Genomic DNA, 15,895 nt, shown 5'->3' with positions numbered 1-15,895 from the left:
CGCGATGCCGGACCGGGCGGCGACAAGACAGATCGAACCGCGGGCGGGCCACGCTCGTAGCTTCGTCCATGACTGTCACCACAGACCTCCTCGACACCACCGACTGGATCGCCCGAGCCCGCGAGGTCGGCGAAACACTGCGCCCCGGCGTCGCCGAACGCGACCGCAGCGGCCGGTTGTCCACTGAAGCCTTCGATCGACTCCGCGCCGCAGGTCTCACCGCCGCGCTGGTCCCGCGCGAATTCGGGGGCGGCGGCGCCACCCACCGCGAGATGGGCGCGATCTTGCGCGAGCTCGGCCGCCACGATCCCGCGACCGCCGTCGCGTTCGCGATGCATTCGCATCTGGTGGCCGCGCAGGTGTGGCGGCACAAGCACGGTATGGACGCCGGCGTGGTCTTCGGCAAGGTGGTTTCGGGTGCGATCCTGGTGAGCACCGGAGCCTCGGACTGGGTGGAATCCAACGGCCGCGCCCACCGGGTCGACGGCGGCTACCTGGTGAGCGCGCGGAAGGCACCTGCCAGCGGCTGCGAGGTCGGCACGGTCGCGGTGACCAGCATCCGCTGGGACGACGCTCCCGATGGCCCGCGGGTACTGCACTGCGCGATCCCCATGAACGCGCCCGGCGTGCGGATCGAGCAGACCTGGGACACGCTCGGGCTGCGGGCCAGCGGCTCGCACACCATCGTCTTCGACGAGGTGTTCGTCCCCGACGCCGCCGTGGCGATGATCCGGCCCGCCGACACCTGGCCGCCGATCCTCAACACCGTGATCGGCGCCGCGATGCCGCTGGTCATGTCGGCCTATCTCGGCATCGCCGACGCCGCCGTCGAGCTGACCGCCGCACTGATCACCGGCCGGGCGGACCCGCACACGCTGCAACTGGCCGGCGAGATGATGAACGCGCACACCACCGCCGAGGACCTGATCGCGGCGATGTTCACCGCATCGGACAACCTGGAATTCGCCGCCACCGAGCCGTACGCGGCGCGGATTCTCAGCCGAAAGACCGTGGCGGCGAACGCGTTGATCGACACGGTGCGGCTGGCCGTCGAGACCGTCGGCGGTGTGGGCTACTCGCGCACCTGCGAGCTGGAGATGTACTACCGCGACATCCACGGCTGCCTGTTCCATCCGTTGCCCCGGGCCAAGCAGACCCGGTTCACCGGGCGGGTGTTGCTCGGGCACGGCCCGATGGGATGACGCCCTGGTCGATGCGGCTGCGCCGCGGGTCGTCGGTTCGGGCGATCAGGCCGCACCAGGGCGGCCGCCGACCTCATCGCAGGTCGGTTCCGGTGGCAGGTGTCGCGGTGGGTGGCCCCGCGAGGATGCCGAACCAGGGCACCCTGCCGGTGCGACCGAGAGCCTCCATTTCGGAAGTGTGCCCCTGGGGCCCGGGAGGAGTTGAATGGTAGGCGGCGCCCGCCCTCGTAGCGCAGCGGGCAGACACCGAGGGAGATGGCCGTGAAACGACTCGCCCGTTCGCCCCTGACCTGGATTCTGGCGCTGATCGTGGCGACCGGTGTCGGAATCGGGCTGGCGTACTTCCAGCCGTGGCGGCTGTTCACCAGCACCACCCTCGACGAGGCCGCGCCGACCGTCGATGCGCCGCTCACCCCCGGTGCGCCGCCCGCCGAACCGCAGGTCCTCGCGCGCGGCGCGCTCATCTCCCATGAGCACGACACCTCCGGCACCGTGGTCGTCCTGCGTCTCCCCGACGGCAGCCGGATCCTGCGGCTGGAGAATCTCGACACCTCCGACGGCCCCGACCTGCACTTGTGGCTGTCGGACGCGCCGGTGCTGTCCGGTCGAGATGGGTGGGGCGTCTTCGACGACGGCGCCTACCACGACCTGGGCAAGCTGCGCGGCAACAAGGGCAATCAGAACTACCCGATTCCGGCCGAGGTCGACCTGACCCGGCTGACCAGCGTGTCCATCTGGTGTGACCGGTTCAACGTCTCCTTCGGTGCGGCGCTGCTGCAACAGGCGTGAAGGACCACCGGCCTGGGTACGACGGCCGAAAAATGGCCCGACAACACCACATCCGGTGTGTCACCATGATCCGACGCTGATCGACCGCATCCGGCGGTGATCGACGAGAACTCAGGAGAGGAGGAGGTGGCTTTGTACTCGACGCAGAAACCCGTGCGGTTGTGGGCTCCGGTCGTATGCGCCCAGTCGCGGCTCATGCTGGGCATCGCGAGCGCGGAACTCGAGTCCGGTCGCCTCCAGGACGGCCGCTGATTCCCAGCCCCGCTCCCCCATTCCTCTGATCGATCCCCTTCTCGCTCTGCCGAAACATGGTGATACCCATGCCGATACGCCACGCCACCGCCGTGGTGGCCCCGTCTGCCGACAACTGGATACACACCCCGGTGCTGGTACTCAATGCCAGCTACGAGGCGATCGACGAGATCGCCGCCGACCGCGCGGTGGTGCTGTTGCTCAGCGGCGCCGCCGAGTCGATCGCCGAGCGGGAGCCGCGCTTCCCGATTCGCTCCAAGCATCTGGAAATCGTTCTGCCCGAGACGATTCGACTGCTTCGCTACGTCTACCTCGAGCATGTGACCCAGGTGCGCGACGAGAGCCGGGCCACCCTGGCAGGTGTCCTGCGCCGCGACAAGCACCGGTGCGGGTACTGCGCGGGGTGGGCGCGCACCGTCGACCACATCCGTCCGCGCAGCCGCGGCGGGCCCAACACCTGGGCCAATCTGATCGCCTGCTGCGCGCCGTGCAACACCAGCAAGGCCGACCGCACCCCCGAGGAGGCGGGGATGCGGCTGCTGTGGCAGCCGAAGGCCCCCGATCCGCTGGCCAAGCGGCAGCGCCACATCTGGAAGCAGCTCGCTGCCACCACCTGACCGGATCCGCAGAAAGGAGAGGATCGCCATGACCATCACCACCTTGACCGACCTGCTCCCGCTGTCGGACAGCCGGGAGTGGCATCGCGCCGCCTGCCGCGGCGACCCCAACCATGAGGCGTGGTTCCCGTACCCGTCGCAGGATTTCGCCTACGCCCGAGAAGTCTGCGGCGGCTGCCCGATCCGCGCGGCCTGCGGCGACTTCGCCGAGCGCACCGGACAGTCCGGTGTGTGGGGTGGGCACGAATTCGATCGCGGACGGGTCATCCGCGAATAATGATCCGCCAGTTGTGGCCCGTCCCCGTCCTCCGGAGGCGGGCCACAGCCCGGGTGTGGCGGCACACACACGCATACACTCGTGCCTCGTGGGTACACATCGCAGCCATTCCAGGTCACGGGGGATCAGCAAAGGTCCGGTTATCGCCGTGGTGGCTGTGCTGTTACTCGTCGGCGCGGTGTTCGGCTGGTTCCAGTTACGCGACCGCTCGAGCAGCGACAGCAGCGCGGCGGCCGCGGAGTGCGTGGAGGGCGACACCGTTCTCAACGTCACCGTCGATCCGTCGATCGAAACGCCGGTGCGGACGATCGCCGATCGCTACAACGCCACCGAGCCGATCGTCGGCGATCACTGCGTGACGGTGGCGGTGCAGGGCAGGCCGGCCTCGGCGGTGGTCGCGACGTTCACCGCGAACGCCCCGTGGGATCCCGCGCTCGGCCCGCAGCCTGCGCTGTGGATCCCCGAGTCGATGCGCCAGATCGAATCGGTGCGGATGCCCGGGCTCATTCAGGGCACGCCTGCGCCGGTGGCGGTCAGTCCGATCGCCTTGGCGGTCCCCGGTGAGCTCGGCGCGGCGTTGCAGCGTGCGGGCATCACCTGGGCGGATCTGCCTCGGCTGCAACGCAGTTCGCTCGATGAGCTGCAACTGCCGTGGGGTGGGCTCGCGATGGCGATGCCGCCCGGCGATGCCACCCTGGCCGCCGCGACCGCCGTCGCGTCGGGGGTGTCGGGGACCGAGCCGCTCACCGAGGAGGCCGCACGGTCCGGTCAGGTGGTCGCGGCCGTGTCCGCTTTGGCCACCAGCGCACCGGAGGTCGCCGACACCCGCAGCGCACTCGGAGCTCTCACCTCCGCTCCGCCCGCGGCCGCCGCCCTGCACGCGGTAGCAGCTACTGAGCAGCAAATCAACGCGCACGGCGGGCTCACCACATTCGTGCCCGCCGGCGCCGCGCCCGTCGCCGATTATCCGGCGGCCATGATGACCGGCCATTGGGTCGACACCGCCCAGAACAGGGCCGCCGGCGTTTTCGTCGACTATCTGCGCGCCCCGCAGCAGGCCGCCGTGTTCGCCGCCGCCGGCTTCGGCCCCGCCCCCGCCACCACCACTGCGGTGCCGACGCGCGCCGCGCTCGACAAGGTCCGTGCCACACTTGACGATCCGGTGCTCGGCGTCTCGGCGACCGTGCTGCTCGACGTGTCCGCGTCGATGGCGGGCACCGACGGCTCCACCACTCGGCTCACCAATACTCTCGGCGCATTGCGGTCCACCATGAATGTCATGCCCCCCGATTTCGGCCTCGGGGTCTGGACATTCGGCAAGAACCTCGACGGCACCACCCCCTATCGGGTGCAGGCGGCCACCGCGCCGCTGGCCGCCGAACACCGCACCGAGGTCACCGCATCACTGAACACCATCCGGCCCTCGGACCTCCGGGCCGATCAGTGCTATCCCGCGCTGCTGGCGGCCTACCGTGCCGCCGTCTCCGGGTACACCAGCGGCCGCACCAATTCGGTGCTGCTGATCACCGATGGCCCCGAGGACGATTCCGCACTGACCGGTGCGCAGCTGCTCGCCGATCTGACCGCCGCAGGCGATCCGGCCACCCCGGTGCGGGTGGATGTGATCGTCATCGGCTCAGAGGGCACAGACACGCTGCGTTCGGTCACCGAGCGCACCGGCGGCACCTACACCCGCGTGCCGACGTCCAATGACATCAGCTTCGGTACGGCTATGGTGCAAGCCCTGACCACGACCTAGGTCCGCTGACAGGTACAAGCGCCGCAGCCGGCCGGACGGCAGTCCAGCAGGCGAACCCGTCGCGGTCCGCGCGATCCGGCGGTGCCGCCGAGTACAACATCATGCATGTGGTCGGGCCGCTCAGCTGTTCTGACCGCGGGCACCAAGATTCACCACTGCCGATCCGTCGGAGCGGACTGCGGCACAGCCGTTGGCCGAACCAGGCCTACCCCGCGACGGAAATGGTTCAGGCGGCCGGACACCCCGCGCCTCAGGACAGCGCGTTGACGGGAACCCGCGCGAGGACGCCGGATTCCATTGCTACCGTGATGATTCCATCGGTACCGGCCGCCAGGCCGTGCGGCTCGGCGCCCGGCAACTCCACGCTGGTGATCTTGCCGTCCGTGGTGATCCGGCCCAGTCGTCCGGCGCCCCATTCGGTGAACCACAGCGCCTGGTCGGGACCGGCGACGATGGCGTGCGGGCGCGCGGCGCGGTCCGGCAGCGGGAACTCGTCGATGGCACCGTCGGTGCTGATGCGGCCGATCTGTCCGGCTCCGATTTCCACGAACCACAGTGCGCCGTCGGGGCCCGCGGTGATACCGACCGGGTTGGCCGCCTCGGTGGGCAGCGGGTAGACGGTGATCTCGCCCGCGGTGGTGCTGCGGCCGATCGCATTGGCCTGATTGAGGGTGACCCACAGTGCCGCATCGGGACCCGCGACGATCATCGACGGCATGCCCTGCACCGGGAAGCGAGCGGTCTCGCCGTCCGCGCCCAGCCTGGCGATGTGCCCGGCTTGCAGTTCGGTGAACCACAGTGTCCCGTCGGGACCGACACACAGACCGTACGGCGCGTCGGCGGCGACGCTCGTCCGTTCGCCGTCGGCGGTGATCCGGCCGATCCGGTTGCCGCGGAATTCGGTGAACCATATCGCCGCGTCCGGGCCTTCGATGATGACGGTCGGCTGTCCGTCGGCGGGATCGAGGCCGAAGGTGTCGATCGCGCCGGCGCGGTAGCGGCCGATGGCACCGGTGGTCGCCATGGAGAACCAGGTCGCGCCGTCGGCGGCGATCGTCACGCCGTAGGGGGCGCCGGGTACGTCGATCGTCTGGATGTTGTCGGTCAAACTTGTGGGTTCCCTTCTCGGCTTTCCTCGCCGCGCCCGTAGCTCGTGGCCGAGGACGGATTCCAATTGCAACTTGTGTAGCCTTAAGCTACGACACTAGTGGATCTAACGCAACAGGAGTTGTCTTTGGAGGTCAAGAAGCGGCCGGGCGGACGCAGCGCGCGTGTGCGCGATGCGGTGCGCGCAGCGACCATCGCCGAACTGGCCGAGCATGGCTATCCAGGCCTGACCATGGAGAACGTCGCCAGACGTTCCGGGGTGCACAAAACCACCGTCTACCGGCGCTGGACCGATCCGGAAGGGCTCATCGCCGATGCGCTCGACCTCGCCGCCACCGAAGCGTGGCCGATCCCGGACACCGGCAGCCTCGATGAAGACCTGCGCGCCATCGTCGAGCTGGTGCGCACCGGCTTCGCGGATCCGCAGGCCGGCCCGATCTCCACCGCGTTCATCACCGCCGCCATGCAGAATCCCGCGGCGGCAACAGCATTGAACGCCTTCTTCACCGCGCGCCACGCGCAGTCCGCACAGGTGATCCACCGCGCCGTCGCCCGAGGGGAACTGCCTGAAACCGTCGACGCACACGCCGTGATCCGCTTCGCCGTCGCCCCGATCTACTACCGGCTGTTCATCTCACACGAGCCGGTCACCGCCGACGCCGCCGAAGCAGCCGCCCGCGCCGCGATAGCCGCCGCCCGCGCCGGCGCGCTCTGACGCCGGCCGGTTGCGCGTCGTCCGACCTCCACGGCGGGGCTGTTCGACGTCCGCGACAGGGCCTGGTCATCTACGACGAGGTCCACCAGCTGCCCGCGTCGGCAAGGTGCACGATTGACGAATACCCCGATCGCCAGGACATTTCACGATCCGCGGCGACGTAGGCCCGGTATCCGTCAGTCGGTGTAGGCGTCCAGCGGTGGGCAGGAGCACACCAGGTTGCGGTCGCCGAAGGCGCCGTCGATGCGGCGCACCGGCGGCCAGACCTTGGCGCGGGCATGCCCGAGACCGCGCGGGTAGACGGCGATCTCGCGGCTGTAGGGGTGGTCCCACTCCCCGACCAGGCTCGCGGCGGTATGCGGCGCACCGCGCAGTGGATTGTCGGTGACCGGCCAGACGCCCGCGCCGACCTGGTCGATCTCGCGGCGGATGGAGATCATCGCCTCGATGAAATCGTCCAGCTCCGCGAGGTCTTCACTCTCGGTGGGCTCGACCATCAGCGTGCCCGCCACCGGGAAGCTCATCGTCGGCGCGTGGAAACCGTAATCCGCCAAACGTTTTGCCACATCATCGACGGTGACGCCGGTCTGCTTGGTGATCTCGCGCAGGTCGAGGATGCATTCGTGGGCGACCATACCGTTCTCGCCGGTGTAGAGCACCGGGAAGTGGTCGTTCAGCCGGCGGGCGATGTAGTTGGCCGACGCGATCGCCGACAGGGTCGCCCGGCGCAGGCCGTCGGCGCCCATCATCCGGATGTAGGCCCAGGTGATCGGCAGAATCGAGGCCGAACCGTACTTCGCCGCCGACACCGCGTGCGAACCCGGCTCCAGCGGATCGCCGGGCAGGTACTGCGCCAGATGCGAACGCACCGCCACCGGTCCGACACCGGGTCCGCCGCCGCCGTGCGGGATGCAGAAGGTCTTGTGCAGGTTCAAATGGCTGACGTCGCCGCCGAATCGGCCCGGCCGCGCGAGTCCGACCAGCGCGTTCAGGTTCGCGCCGTCGATGTAGACCTGTCCGCCCGCCTCGTGCACCAGCTCGCACAGCTCGGCGACCTCGTGCTCGTACACGCCGTGCGTGGACGGGTAGGTGATCATGATGCAGGCCAGCCGGTCGGCGTGGTCGGCGACCTTGGCGCGCAGATCGTCCAGGTCGACGTCGCCGTTGTCGCGGCAGGCCACCACCTCGACCCGCAGGCCCGCCATGGCGGCCGAGGCCGCGTTCGTCCCGTGCGCGCTCGAGGGGATCAGGCAGGTGTCGCGATGGGTGTCGCCGCGATCGAGGTGGTAGCGGCGAATCGCCAGCAGGCCCGCGTACTCCCCTTGGCTGCCTGCGTTGGGTTGCAGGCTCACCGAGTCGTAGCCGGTGATCGAGGACAGCCAACCCTCCAGATCTGCGATCAGACGCAGCAGCCCGGGCGCGTCCTCGACCGGCGCGTACGGGTGCACCCGCGCGAACCCGGGCCAGGTGATCGCCTCCATCTCGGCGGTGGCGTTCAGCTTCATGGTGCAGGAACCGAGCGGAATCATGCTGCGGTCCAACGCGATGTCCTTGTCGGAGAGCCGACGCAGATAGCGCAGCATCGCGGTCTCGGTGCGGTAGCTGGTGAAGGCGGGATGGGTCAGGAACTGCGAGGTGCGGGTCTCGATCGACACCGGCTCGCCACCCGGCTTCTCCGAAGGCAGTGCGGTACCGAAGGATTCGAGCACCGCCGCCACGTGCGCCTCGGTAGTCGCTTCATCGCAGGCGATGCCGACGCGGTCGGCGTCGACCAGACGCAGATTGATGCCACGCGACTTGGCCTTGCCGACAACGGCTTCCGCACCGCCGGGCACATGCGCGAGCACGGTGTCGAAGAACCGCTCGTGCACCACGGCACCATCCAGGCCCGCGGCGATCGCGGTCGCATGCCCGTGCACCCGGCGCGCGATCGAGCGCAGGCCGTCCGCACCGTGGTAGCTGGCGTACATGGCGGCGACGATGGCCAGCAGCACCTGCGCGGTACAGATGTTGGAGGTGGCCTTCTCGCGCCGGATGTGCTGCTCACGGGTCTGCAGAGCCAGCCGGTAGGCGGGCGCGCCATCGGCGTCGACCGACACACCCACCAGTCGACCGGGCAGCTGCCGCGCATGCTTGGCGTGCACCGACAGATACCCCGCGTGCGGACCGCCGAAGCCCATCGGCACGCCGAAGCGCTGGGTGGTGCCGAAGCAGGCATCGGCGCCCTGCTCACCCGGCGGGGTGATCAACGTCAGCGCCAGCAGATCGGCCCCCACAGCCACGAGCGCGCCCCGCTCGTGCGCGGCCTCGATGATCGGCGCCATGTCCACGATCCGGCCGGAGGCACCCGGAACCTGGGTGAGCACACCGAAGAAGTCACCGTCGGGCAGCTGGCCGGTGGCCAGGTCGGCTTCCACGATCTCGATGCCGAGCGGTTCGGCGCGCGTGTAGAGAATGGTGCGGGTCTGCGGAAACAGGTCGGTGTCGATGAGTAACCGCGCGGACTCGGAACGGTTCGCGCGCCGCAGCAGCGTCATCGCCTCGGCGGCGGCGGTGGCCTCGTCCAGCATGGACGCGTTGGCGACCTCCATGCCGGTCAGGTCCGAGACCATGGTCTGGAAGTTGAGCAGCGCTTCGAGCCTGCCCTGGCTGATCTCCGGCTGGTAGGGGGTGTAGGCGGTGTACCAGGCCGGGTTCTCCAGCAGGTTGCGCACCAGCACCGGCGGCGTCAGCGTGTCGTAGTAGCCGAGCCCGATCATCGAGGTCGCGACCGTGTTGGACTCGGCGAGCGCGGCGAGTTCGGCCAGCACCTCGTGCTCACTGGCAGCCGGCGGCAACCCGGCGAGCGCGGAGCCGTCGAGGATCCCGGCGGGAATCGCAGCGGCGGCCAGATCATCGAGCGACTCGACGCCGACGACGGGCAACATCCGGTCGAGTTCGGCGCGGTGGGGTCCGATGTGGCGGTCGGCGAAGGTGCGGCTCACGGCATACTCCCAGGTCGGGCGGGTCGACCGGGCGGTCGACGGGTTCCAGCCCTCCCCCTCTGTCGTGGCGCCTGAGAGATTCGGTGGCGACGACCGGTCGGCCGTACCCCTTTCCCCATGGGCGGGCAGCCCGCAGCCACCGCTTTCCAGAGGCGCCGAAGCCCGTACGGTCCCTGTTGCCTGAGAGATTGACGGGGAGGTGCTGCTCCTTCGGCGCCCGGACTCGAGGCCCGGAACTCTCCCGCACGGCGGCGACGCTCTGCCATTTTAGGCCGCCGCCGTGGCGCGGCGGGTTTTCGGCCCCCTCATGCCGCGCGGGTGCGCGGCCACGACTCACGCCCGCGGCGCATGTGGCGCGTCCATGCATACCCGTGCGGAACCGGAAACAACGAGATCTACCTGCGGGTTCGCGGCCTCCTGGCCGGAGGCGGCCAGGTCAGGGCAGCGCGCGGTGTGATCTTGATATGTGCTCAAGAACACGGTGGTCCCGGCGCATCCCCGGCGTCGGGACCATCGTTTCGGCACGGTCGGGAGCCACGACCATGTGCAGGCTCGCCCGGACGGGCGCTACCCCGTCTTACGGTTCATCCGCGCTTTTCGGCGGTAGGCCAACTCGTCTTCGGGTCGGTCGGAGGCCGCGGTGGCGCGTTCGGCCGGGAAGTTGGCGATTGCGCCGGTCAGCTCACGCATGGCACCGCTGACGGCGATGCCGAACACGCCCTGCCCGCCCTGCAGTAAATCGACGACCTCCTCGGGCGAGGTGCACTCGTAGACCGAGGTGCCGTCGGAGAACAGGGTGATGCCGGCCAGATCCTGGACGCCGCGGCTGCGCAGGTGGTCGACCGCGATGCGAATGTTCTGCAACGAGATGCCCGCGTCCAATAGTCGCTTGACGATTTTGAGGACCAGGATGTCCTTGAACGAGTACAACCGCTGGCTGCCCGAGCCCGCCGCACCGCGGATCGACGGGACGACCAGACCGGTGCGCGCCCAGTAATCGAGCTGCCGGTAGGTGATCCCGGCCACCTGGCATGCGCTCGGCACGCGGTAGCCAACCAGGTCATCGGGCACCGAGTCGTCCGGGAACAGTCCTGGCTGTACCTCGTCCTGGTAATGCTCTGCCACTGACCACTCCCTTGTTTCGCCGACGCGTTCTCAGCCTCATCGATGACCCGGCTCCGTCACGGCCACGAATCGAGTACCGGTACCCCGGCGCGACCCTGCCGAAACGGACGTGGCCCAACTATCGAGATTACTCTTCTCGATTGTCTCGGGAGCGGTCTCGTCGGACCAAACGCGACGCGCGGTAAGAGTCTCGACCTGTACTTAAGGTCTAAAAAATAGTTTCCGCGCTCAGCTGTCGGTGGCCTTGAAATCGTCGGGCGAGACCGACTCGAGGAACTCCTTGAACTTCTCCACCTCGTCCTCGCGCTCGTCCGGCATCACCAGACCCGCCTCGTCGAGCACCGCTTCTTCGGCGTAGATCGGGCAGCCGACGCGTAAGGCGATCGCCACCGAATCCGACGGGCGCGCGGAGATGCGCAGATCGTTGTCGAAGACCAGATCGGCGTAGAACGTGCCCTCCTGCAGATCGACGATCCTGACCTCCTTCAGGGTGTGCCCGAGATCGGTGATCAAGATCTTGATCAGGTCGTGGGTGAGCGGGCGGATCGGCGTGACGCCTTCCTGCTCCAGCACGATGGCGGTGGCCTCGGCCTGCCCGATCCAGATGGGCAGGTACCGGTCACCGGATACCTCCCGGAGCAACAGCACGGGCTGGTTCTGTGGCTGCTCGACACGGATGCCGATCACGCGCATTTCGCTCATCGCACTGCCTCCCAATACTCGCCGACAGCCCGCCGTGTCCCTACCCGAGCTCGCCGTAACACGAGTCTAAGCGAATTCCCGACGGTGCCGCGATGGCTGAGTTCACGGCGTTGCGCGGCCTTCGGGCCCGGCCGGGGGGCGTCTCGGCCGCGGTCGGATCAGTTGCCGAGGGAGGCCCGCACCGAGGCCTTCACCAGGCTGGTGTGCAGGGTCAGCGACAGCGCCGCCAGCTCACGCACGGTCTCCTCGGCACGGGCGCGCGCACCGGCGTCGCGGCTCTTGGCGATGGGTGCGGCGATCTGCGCGACCAGGGCGGCCTCCCGGTCGGCGGCGAGTTTGAACGCCCGCAGATGCCGTGCCTCCAAACCGAACTCCGACATGGCGCGCGCGGTTTTGGCCAGCGTCACCGCGTCGGCGTCGAAGAATCCGGCGGCGCCGGGGGTGATCAAATTGGCCCGGATCAGGTCGGTGAGGAATTTCTCGTCGATCCCGGCCTGCTCGAGCAGGTCGGCTCGGGTGAGCCGGACCTCGTGGTCGAAACGCAGCTCATCCGGGGAGATCTCGCCGGGCACTACGCCGAGCCTGCGCGGGGCCGCGGCCCGCTCCCCCGCCGCGGCGCGTTCACCGTCGCCGGAGGCGCGTTCGGGTTCGGTGCGCACGGAGTGCGCCCGGGCGCGGGCTTCCCGCACACCGAGCGTCGCCGCACCACTGTCGATCGCTTCGAGCTGTTCCTTGATCACCTTCAGCGGCAGGTACTGATCCCGCTGCGCGGTGAGCACGAAACGCAACCGCTCGCAGTCGGCCACCGAAAATCTGCGGTAGCCCGACGGCGTGCGTTCGGGCCGGATCAGCCCCTCCGCCTCCAGGAAACGAATCTTGGAGATGGTGATGTCGGGGAAATCCGGCCGCAGCAGGTCGAGCACGGAGCCGATCGACATGCCTCCGCGAGCCCACTGCGCCGCGCCCGTCATGACATCGAGTCTTTCATGTGAGAGCGCCGATCACGTGTACCGGCGCACCGCCTGTCACAAGCTGCCCGCACCCGCCGCCGAATCGGTGGTCTGGGCGCGCGGGCCGGTGAGGAATACCAGACGGAACTTGCCGATCTGGACTTCGTCACCGTTCTGCAGCTCGGAGGAATCGACCGGCTCACGGTTGACGTAGGTGCCGTTGAGGCTGCCCACATCGACCACCTGGAAGGAATCCTCGTCCTGGCGGAACTCGGCATGACGGCGGCTGACGGTCACGTCGTCGAGGAAGATGTCGCTGTCGGGGTGACGCCCGGCCGAAGTGGTCGGCTGGTCCAGCAGGAAACGCGAGCCCGCGTTCGGACCGCGCTTGACCACCAGCAGGGCCGCGCCGACGGGCAGTCCCTCGACACCCTGGACCGGCTGCTCGCCGGTCGCCTCTCCGGAGCGTGACGCGTCGACCTCGTTCAGGAAATCCGCGCGGAAGACCGACGTCGTCTCGGCCGCGGTCTCCCCGTAACCCGGGTCTTTGTTCTCGCTCACCGTTTCTCTCCTCCTCGAACCTGATAATCATGCAGGCAGCTGCTGCCTCGACCGCCGCGACCTCGAGTCGCGGCCGCACAACCCACCAGCGGCCGGCAGCACATCCGTTGGCATTGACCGTACCCTGCCGGGGCGGACCCGTGCAGGGAGAACTGGGAAGGCCGGGTCAGCCCCCGATAACTCCTTGATAACCTGCGGCATCGAGCAGTTCACCGAGTGCGGTGTCCAGCGCCGCGGCATCGCTCACCTCGAGCTCGAACAGCCACCCCGAACCGTAGGGGTCGGTGTTCAAGGTCTCCGGTGCATTCTCCAATTCCTGGTTCGCCCCAACAACTTTCGCGTCCAGCGGAGCATAGATGTCGGAGACGCTCTTGGTCGATTCGACCTCGGCGATGCTGTCGCCGGCCGCGACATCGGCGTCGACGGCAGGCAACTGAACGAACACGACGTCACCGAGCTGGGACTGGGCGTAGTCGGTGATGCCGACCCGGACCCTGGAGGGGCCGATCCGACGCACCCACTCGTGCTCTTCGGTGTAGCGCAGGTCCTCGGGCGTCTGGGTCACAAGGCATCCTTTCGTTGTGCACGGTGCACGCAACTCTATAGCGAGCGCCCACCCGGGCGCGGGTCAGTGGTCGGTCCTGCGCGGGATCGCCCGTGCTACGGCGATGGCCTTCCCGGTGTAGAGAACCCCGGTCCAGACATAGACCGCGGTGCCCCAGACCAGTAGTGCCCCACCGAAGGCCCGGCCGAAACCATCGCCCGGCCAGTCCATCTGCCCGGCCAGCAGCCACGGGAGCGCCGACATCAGCGCGAAGGTGGCGGCCTTGCCCAGATAGATGACCTCGGGCGGGTCCAGATCGCGGCGCCGGTACACCGACAGGGTCAGGGTCAGGATCAGGTCACGGCCGATCAGCAGGGCCGCCACCCACCAGGGAATCAGCCCGCGGATCACGAAGGCGGCCAGGGTGGTCACCAGGTACAGCCGGTCGACGAACGGGTCGAGCAGGGCGCCCAGCTTCGAGGACTGGTCCAGCAGCCGGGCCAGCTTCCCGTCGAGGAAGTCGGTGACGCCGCTGACGACGAGCAGCGCGAAGGCCCAGCCGTCGGCGTGCTCGACCAGCATCAGCCACAGGAATACCGGCACGCCGATCAGCCGGAGCACGCTCAGCGCGTTGGGCACGGTCAGGATGCGGTCGGCGAAGACGCCGCCCAACACCTCGCGCCCGGTCCCCTGGCCGGATTCGGTCGTCCCCGATTCGCTTGTCACAGCCCCGTGCATACCGCATCGGCGCCGTGACGCGCCATCCGGCCCGCACCTCGGGCGGCGCGCGGACCACCATCCCGGGTACTGGGCCGGCTACTCCCCTACCGGGCACCCGTACGGGAGGCCGGAGTCGGTAGCGTACGCGGTGATGAGCAGTCGAATCGACCTCCGCAGCCACGTCAGCGCCGATGACGTCCGCGCAAGCGGCGCGGCCCTGCGCGAACAGGTGCCCTTCGGTGCCCGCGATCGCGAGGCCGCCGCCCCGGATCGCCCTGGCGTGCTTCCGTTCGTGGCGGCGAGCAACGCGGGCCGGCTGGCCCATCTGGTGCCGCTTCGAATCGGACGGATGACCACCTCACCGTTCACCTTCTATCGCGGCGCCGCCGGGTTGATGGCCGCCGACCTCGCCGCCGGACCGGTCACCGGGCTCACTGCCCAGCTGTGCGGCGACGCCCACGCGGCCAACTTCGGCCTCTACGGCACCCCACACGGTGACATCGTCATGGATATCAACGACTTCGACGAAACCGTGGCCGGGCCCTGGGAGTGGGATCTGGAACGGTTGGCGGCGAGCCTGGTGCTGGCCGGACGCGAGGGCGGCTCCAGCGAGGACGACTGCCGCGACGCCGCGCGTGACGCGGTGCGCTCCTACCGTCGCACCATCGCCGCGCTGGCCGAGATGCCGTTCATGGAGTCCTGGACCGCCCTACCCGACGAATCGATGATCAGTAAGGCCAAGGCCGACGATCTGCTCGACGACTTCAAGAAGGCGGCGAAGAAGGCCCGCAAGAACACCAGCGCGAAGGTGGTCGCCAAATGGACCGAGCACCTCGACGATCACGAAACCGGCATCCGTAAGCAGCGATTCGTCAACGACCCGCCGATTCTGACCCACGTCGACGAGGCGGTGGCCGAGGCCGCGATCGATGCGCTGGAAAACTACGCGGGCACACTGCGCGAGTCCCGGCAAGGCCTGCTCGCGCGATTCTCGGTGTCCGACATCGCGTTTCGCATCGTCGGCACCGGTAGCGTCGGACTGCACAGCTATGTCGCGCTGCTGCACGGCAACGACGGCGAAGTACTGGTGCTGCAATTGAAGCAGGCCAACCCCTCGGCGCTCACCCCATTCGTCCAGCCCGCCCGACCCCGCCATGAAGGCGAGCGAATCGTGCAGGGTGCCAGGCTGGTTCAGGCCGAGACCGACATCCTGCTCGGCTGGACGAGCATGCGCGTGCCCGCGACCGCCGAGGAGCCCGAGCGGGAACTGCCGTTCGTCGTACGTCAATTCCGCAACCTCAAAGGCGGAATCGACCCTGCCGAACTGGATTCGAAGGATCTCGACGATTACGGCCGGCTCGCGGGCGCGCTGCTGGCCCGTGCCCACACGCGGTCTCTCGATCCCCGCGCCACCGCCGGATATCTCGGCGACGACGAACGTTTCGAGGAGGCGGTCGCCGATTTCGCGGTGCGCTACGCCGACCGCACCGAAGCCGACCACGCCGAGCTGGTCGCGGCGGTGCGCGCCGGGAAACTTCCCGCGGAGCCCGCGGACGGGTAGCCTTCGGACCGGCGCCGCGCCCGTCCGCCC

General features: G+C 68.8%; 15 protein-coding genes and 1 riboswitch. Of the genes, 7 read left to right on the top strand and 8 right to left on the bottom strand.

The window, feature by feature from the left end; genetic code table 11:
- The first annotated feature begins 68 nt into the window (after positions 1–68).
- From RJ05_RS10935 to RJ05_RS10915, 5 genes are all read left to right on the top strand, one after another.
- A complete protein-coding gene (locus RJ05_RS10935) occupies positions 69–1,202 on the top strand; it encodes an acyl-CoA dehydrogenase family protein (RefSeq protein ID WP_036536420.1) in 1,134 nt (377 codons plus the stop codon).
- 255 nt (positions 1,203–1,457) lie between these two features.
- Positions 1,458–1,991: a DM13 domain-containing protein gene (locus RJ05_RS10930; RefSeq protein WP_036536418.1), complete on the top strand. Its 534-nt coding sequence runs from the start codon at positions 1,458–1,460 to the stop codon at positions 1,989–1,991.
- A 320-nt stretch (positions 1,992–2,311) separates the two neighbouring features.
- Entirely contained in the window at positions 2,312–2,860 is a 549-nt protein-coding gene (locus tag RJ05_RS10925) for an HNH endonuclease (protein WP_036536487.1), read from the top strand.
- Positions 2,861–2,888: 28 nt separating this feature from the next.
- The gene (locus RJ05_RS10920) at positions 2,889–3,137 is read left to right on the top strand and encodes a WhiB family transcriptional regulator (RefSeq protein WP_036536416.1); all 249 of its coding nucleotides are present in this window, start codon (positions 2,889–2,891) and stop codon (positions 3,135–3,137) included.
- 88 nt (positions 3,138–3,225) lie between these two features.
- Entirely contained in the window at positions 3,226–4,896 is a 1,671-nt protein-coding gene (locus tag RJ05_RS10915) for a substrate-binding domain-containing protein (RefSeq protein WP_194985576.1), read from the top strand.
- 250 nt (positions 4,897–5,146) lie between these two features.
- Here the strand turns inward: RJ05_RS10915 and RJ05_RS10910 are convergent, their stop codons facing one another.
- Entirely contained in the window at positions 5,147–6,004 is an 858-nt protein-coding gene (locus RJ05_RS10910; RefSeq protein WP_051016423.1) for a Vgb family protein, read from the bottom strand.
- A gap of 126 nt (positions 6,005–6,130) precedes the next feature.
- Here RJ05_RS10910 and RJ05_RS10905 point away from each other — a divergent pair, with 126 nt between their 5' ends.
- Complete coding sequence (locus RJ05_RS10905; protein ID WP_036536411.1) at positions 6,131–6,718, top strand: TetR/AcrR family transcriptional regulator; 588 nt, start codon at positions 6,131–6,133, stop codon at positions 6,716–6,718.
- 176 nt (positions 6,719–6,894) lie between these two features.
- On the opposite strand, the gene gcvP is transcribed toward RJ05_RS10905, so the two are convergent.
- The 7 genes from gcvP to RJ05_RS10870 all read right to left on the bottom strand — a co-directional run bounded on the left by gcvP (position 6,895) and on the right by RJ05_RS10870 (position 14,259).
- Positions 6,895–9,702 carry an aminomethyl-transferring glycine dehydrogenase gene (gene gcvP, locus RJ05_RS10900; RefSeq protein ID WP_036536409.1) on the bottom strand — a complete coding sequence of 936 codons (2,808 nt, stop codon included), beginning with the start codon at positions 9,700–9,702 and terminating at the stop codon, positions 6,895–6,897.
- A gap of 157 nt (positions 9,703–9,859) precedes the next feature.
- A riboswitch (glycine riboswitch) is annotated at positions 9,860–9,956 on the bottom strand.
- A 313-nt stretch (positions 9,957–10,269) separates the two neighbouring features.
- Entirely contained in the window at positions 10,270–10,827 is a 558-nt protein-coding gene (locus tag RJ05_RS10895; RefSeq protein WP_014350797.1) for a MerR family transcriptional regulator, read from the bottom strand.
- A gap of 228 nt (positions 10,828–11,055) precedes the next feature.
- Complete coding sequence (locus RJ05_RS10890) at positions 11,056–11,529, bottom strand: bifunctional nuclease family protein (RefSeq protein WP_036536407.1); 474 nt, start codon at positions 11,527–11,529, stop codon at positions 11,056–11,058.
- A 158-nt stretch (positions 11,530–11,687) separates the two neighbouring features.
- Entirely contained in the window at positions 11,688–12,500 is an 813-nt protein-coding gene (ftsR, locus tag RJ05_RS10885) for a transcriptional regulator FtsR (RefSeq protein WP_036536405.1), read from the bottom strand.
- A gap of 54 nt (positions 12,501–12,554) precedes the next feature.
- A complete protein-coding gene (gene odhI / locus RJ05_RS10880) occupies positions 12,555–13,040 on the bottom strand; it encodes an oxoglutarate dehydrogenase inhibitor Odhl (RefSeq protein ID WP_036536402.1) in 486 nt (161 codons plus the stop codon).
- 166 nt (positions 13,041–13,206) lie between these two features.
- Positions 13,207–13,605: a glycine cleavage system protein GcvH gene (gene gcvH / locus RJ05_RS10875; RefSeq protein WP_014350793.1), complete on the bottom strand. Its 399-nt coding sequence runs from the start codon at positions 13,603–13,605 to the stop codon at positions 13,207–13,209.
- A gap of 63 nt (positions 13,606–13,668) precedes the next feature.
- Complete coding sequence (locus tag RJ05_RS10870; RefSeq protein ID WP_036536484.1) at positions 13,669–14,259, bottom strand: CDP-alcohol phosphatidyltransferase family protein; 591 nt, start codon at positions 14,257–14,259, stop codon at positions 13,669–13,671.
- Positions 14,260–14,455: 196 nt separating this feature from the next.
- Between RJ05_RS10870 and RJ05_RS10865 the strand changes: the two genes are divergently transcribed.
- Positions 14,456–15,865, top strand: coding sequence for a DUF2252 domain-containing protein (locus RJ05_RS10865; RefSeq protein ID WP_036536398.1), 1,410 nt, complete (start codon positions 14,456–14,458; stop codon positions 15,863–15,865).
- Positions 15,866–15,895: the final 30 nt, after the last annotated feature.

This window comes from Nocardia cyriacigeorgica NBRC 100375, assembly GCF_000308555.1.
Taxonomy (GTDB): domain Bacteria; phylum Actinomycetota; class Actinomycetes; order Mycobacteriales; family Mycobacteriaceae; genus Nocardia; species Nocardia cyriacigeorgica.
Note: the sequence above shows the minus strand (reverse complement) of the source record. Positions and strands in the feature narration are given on the sequence as shown.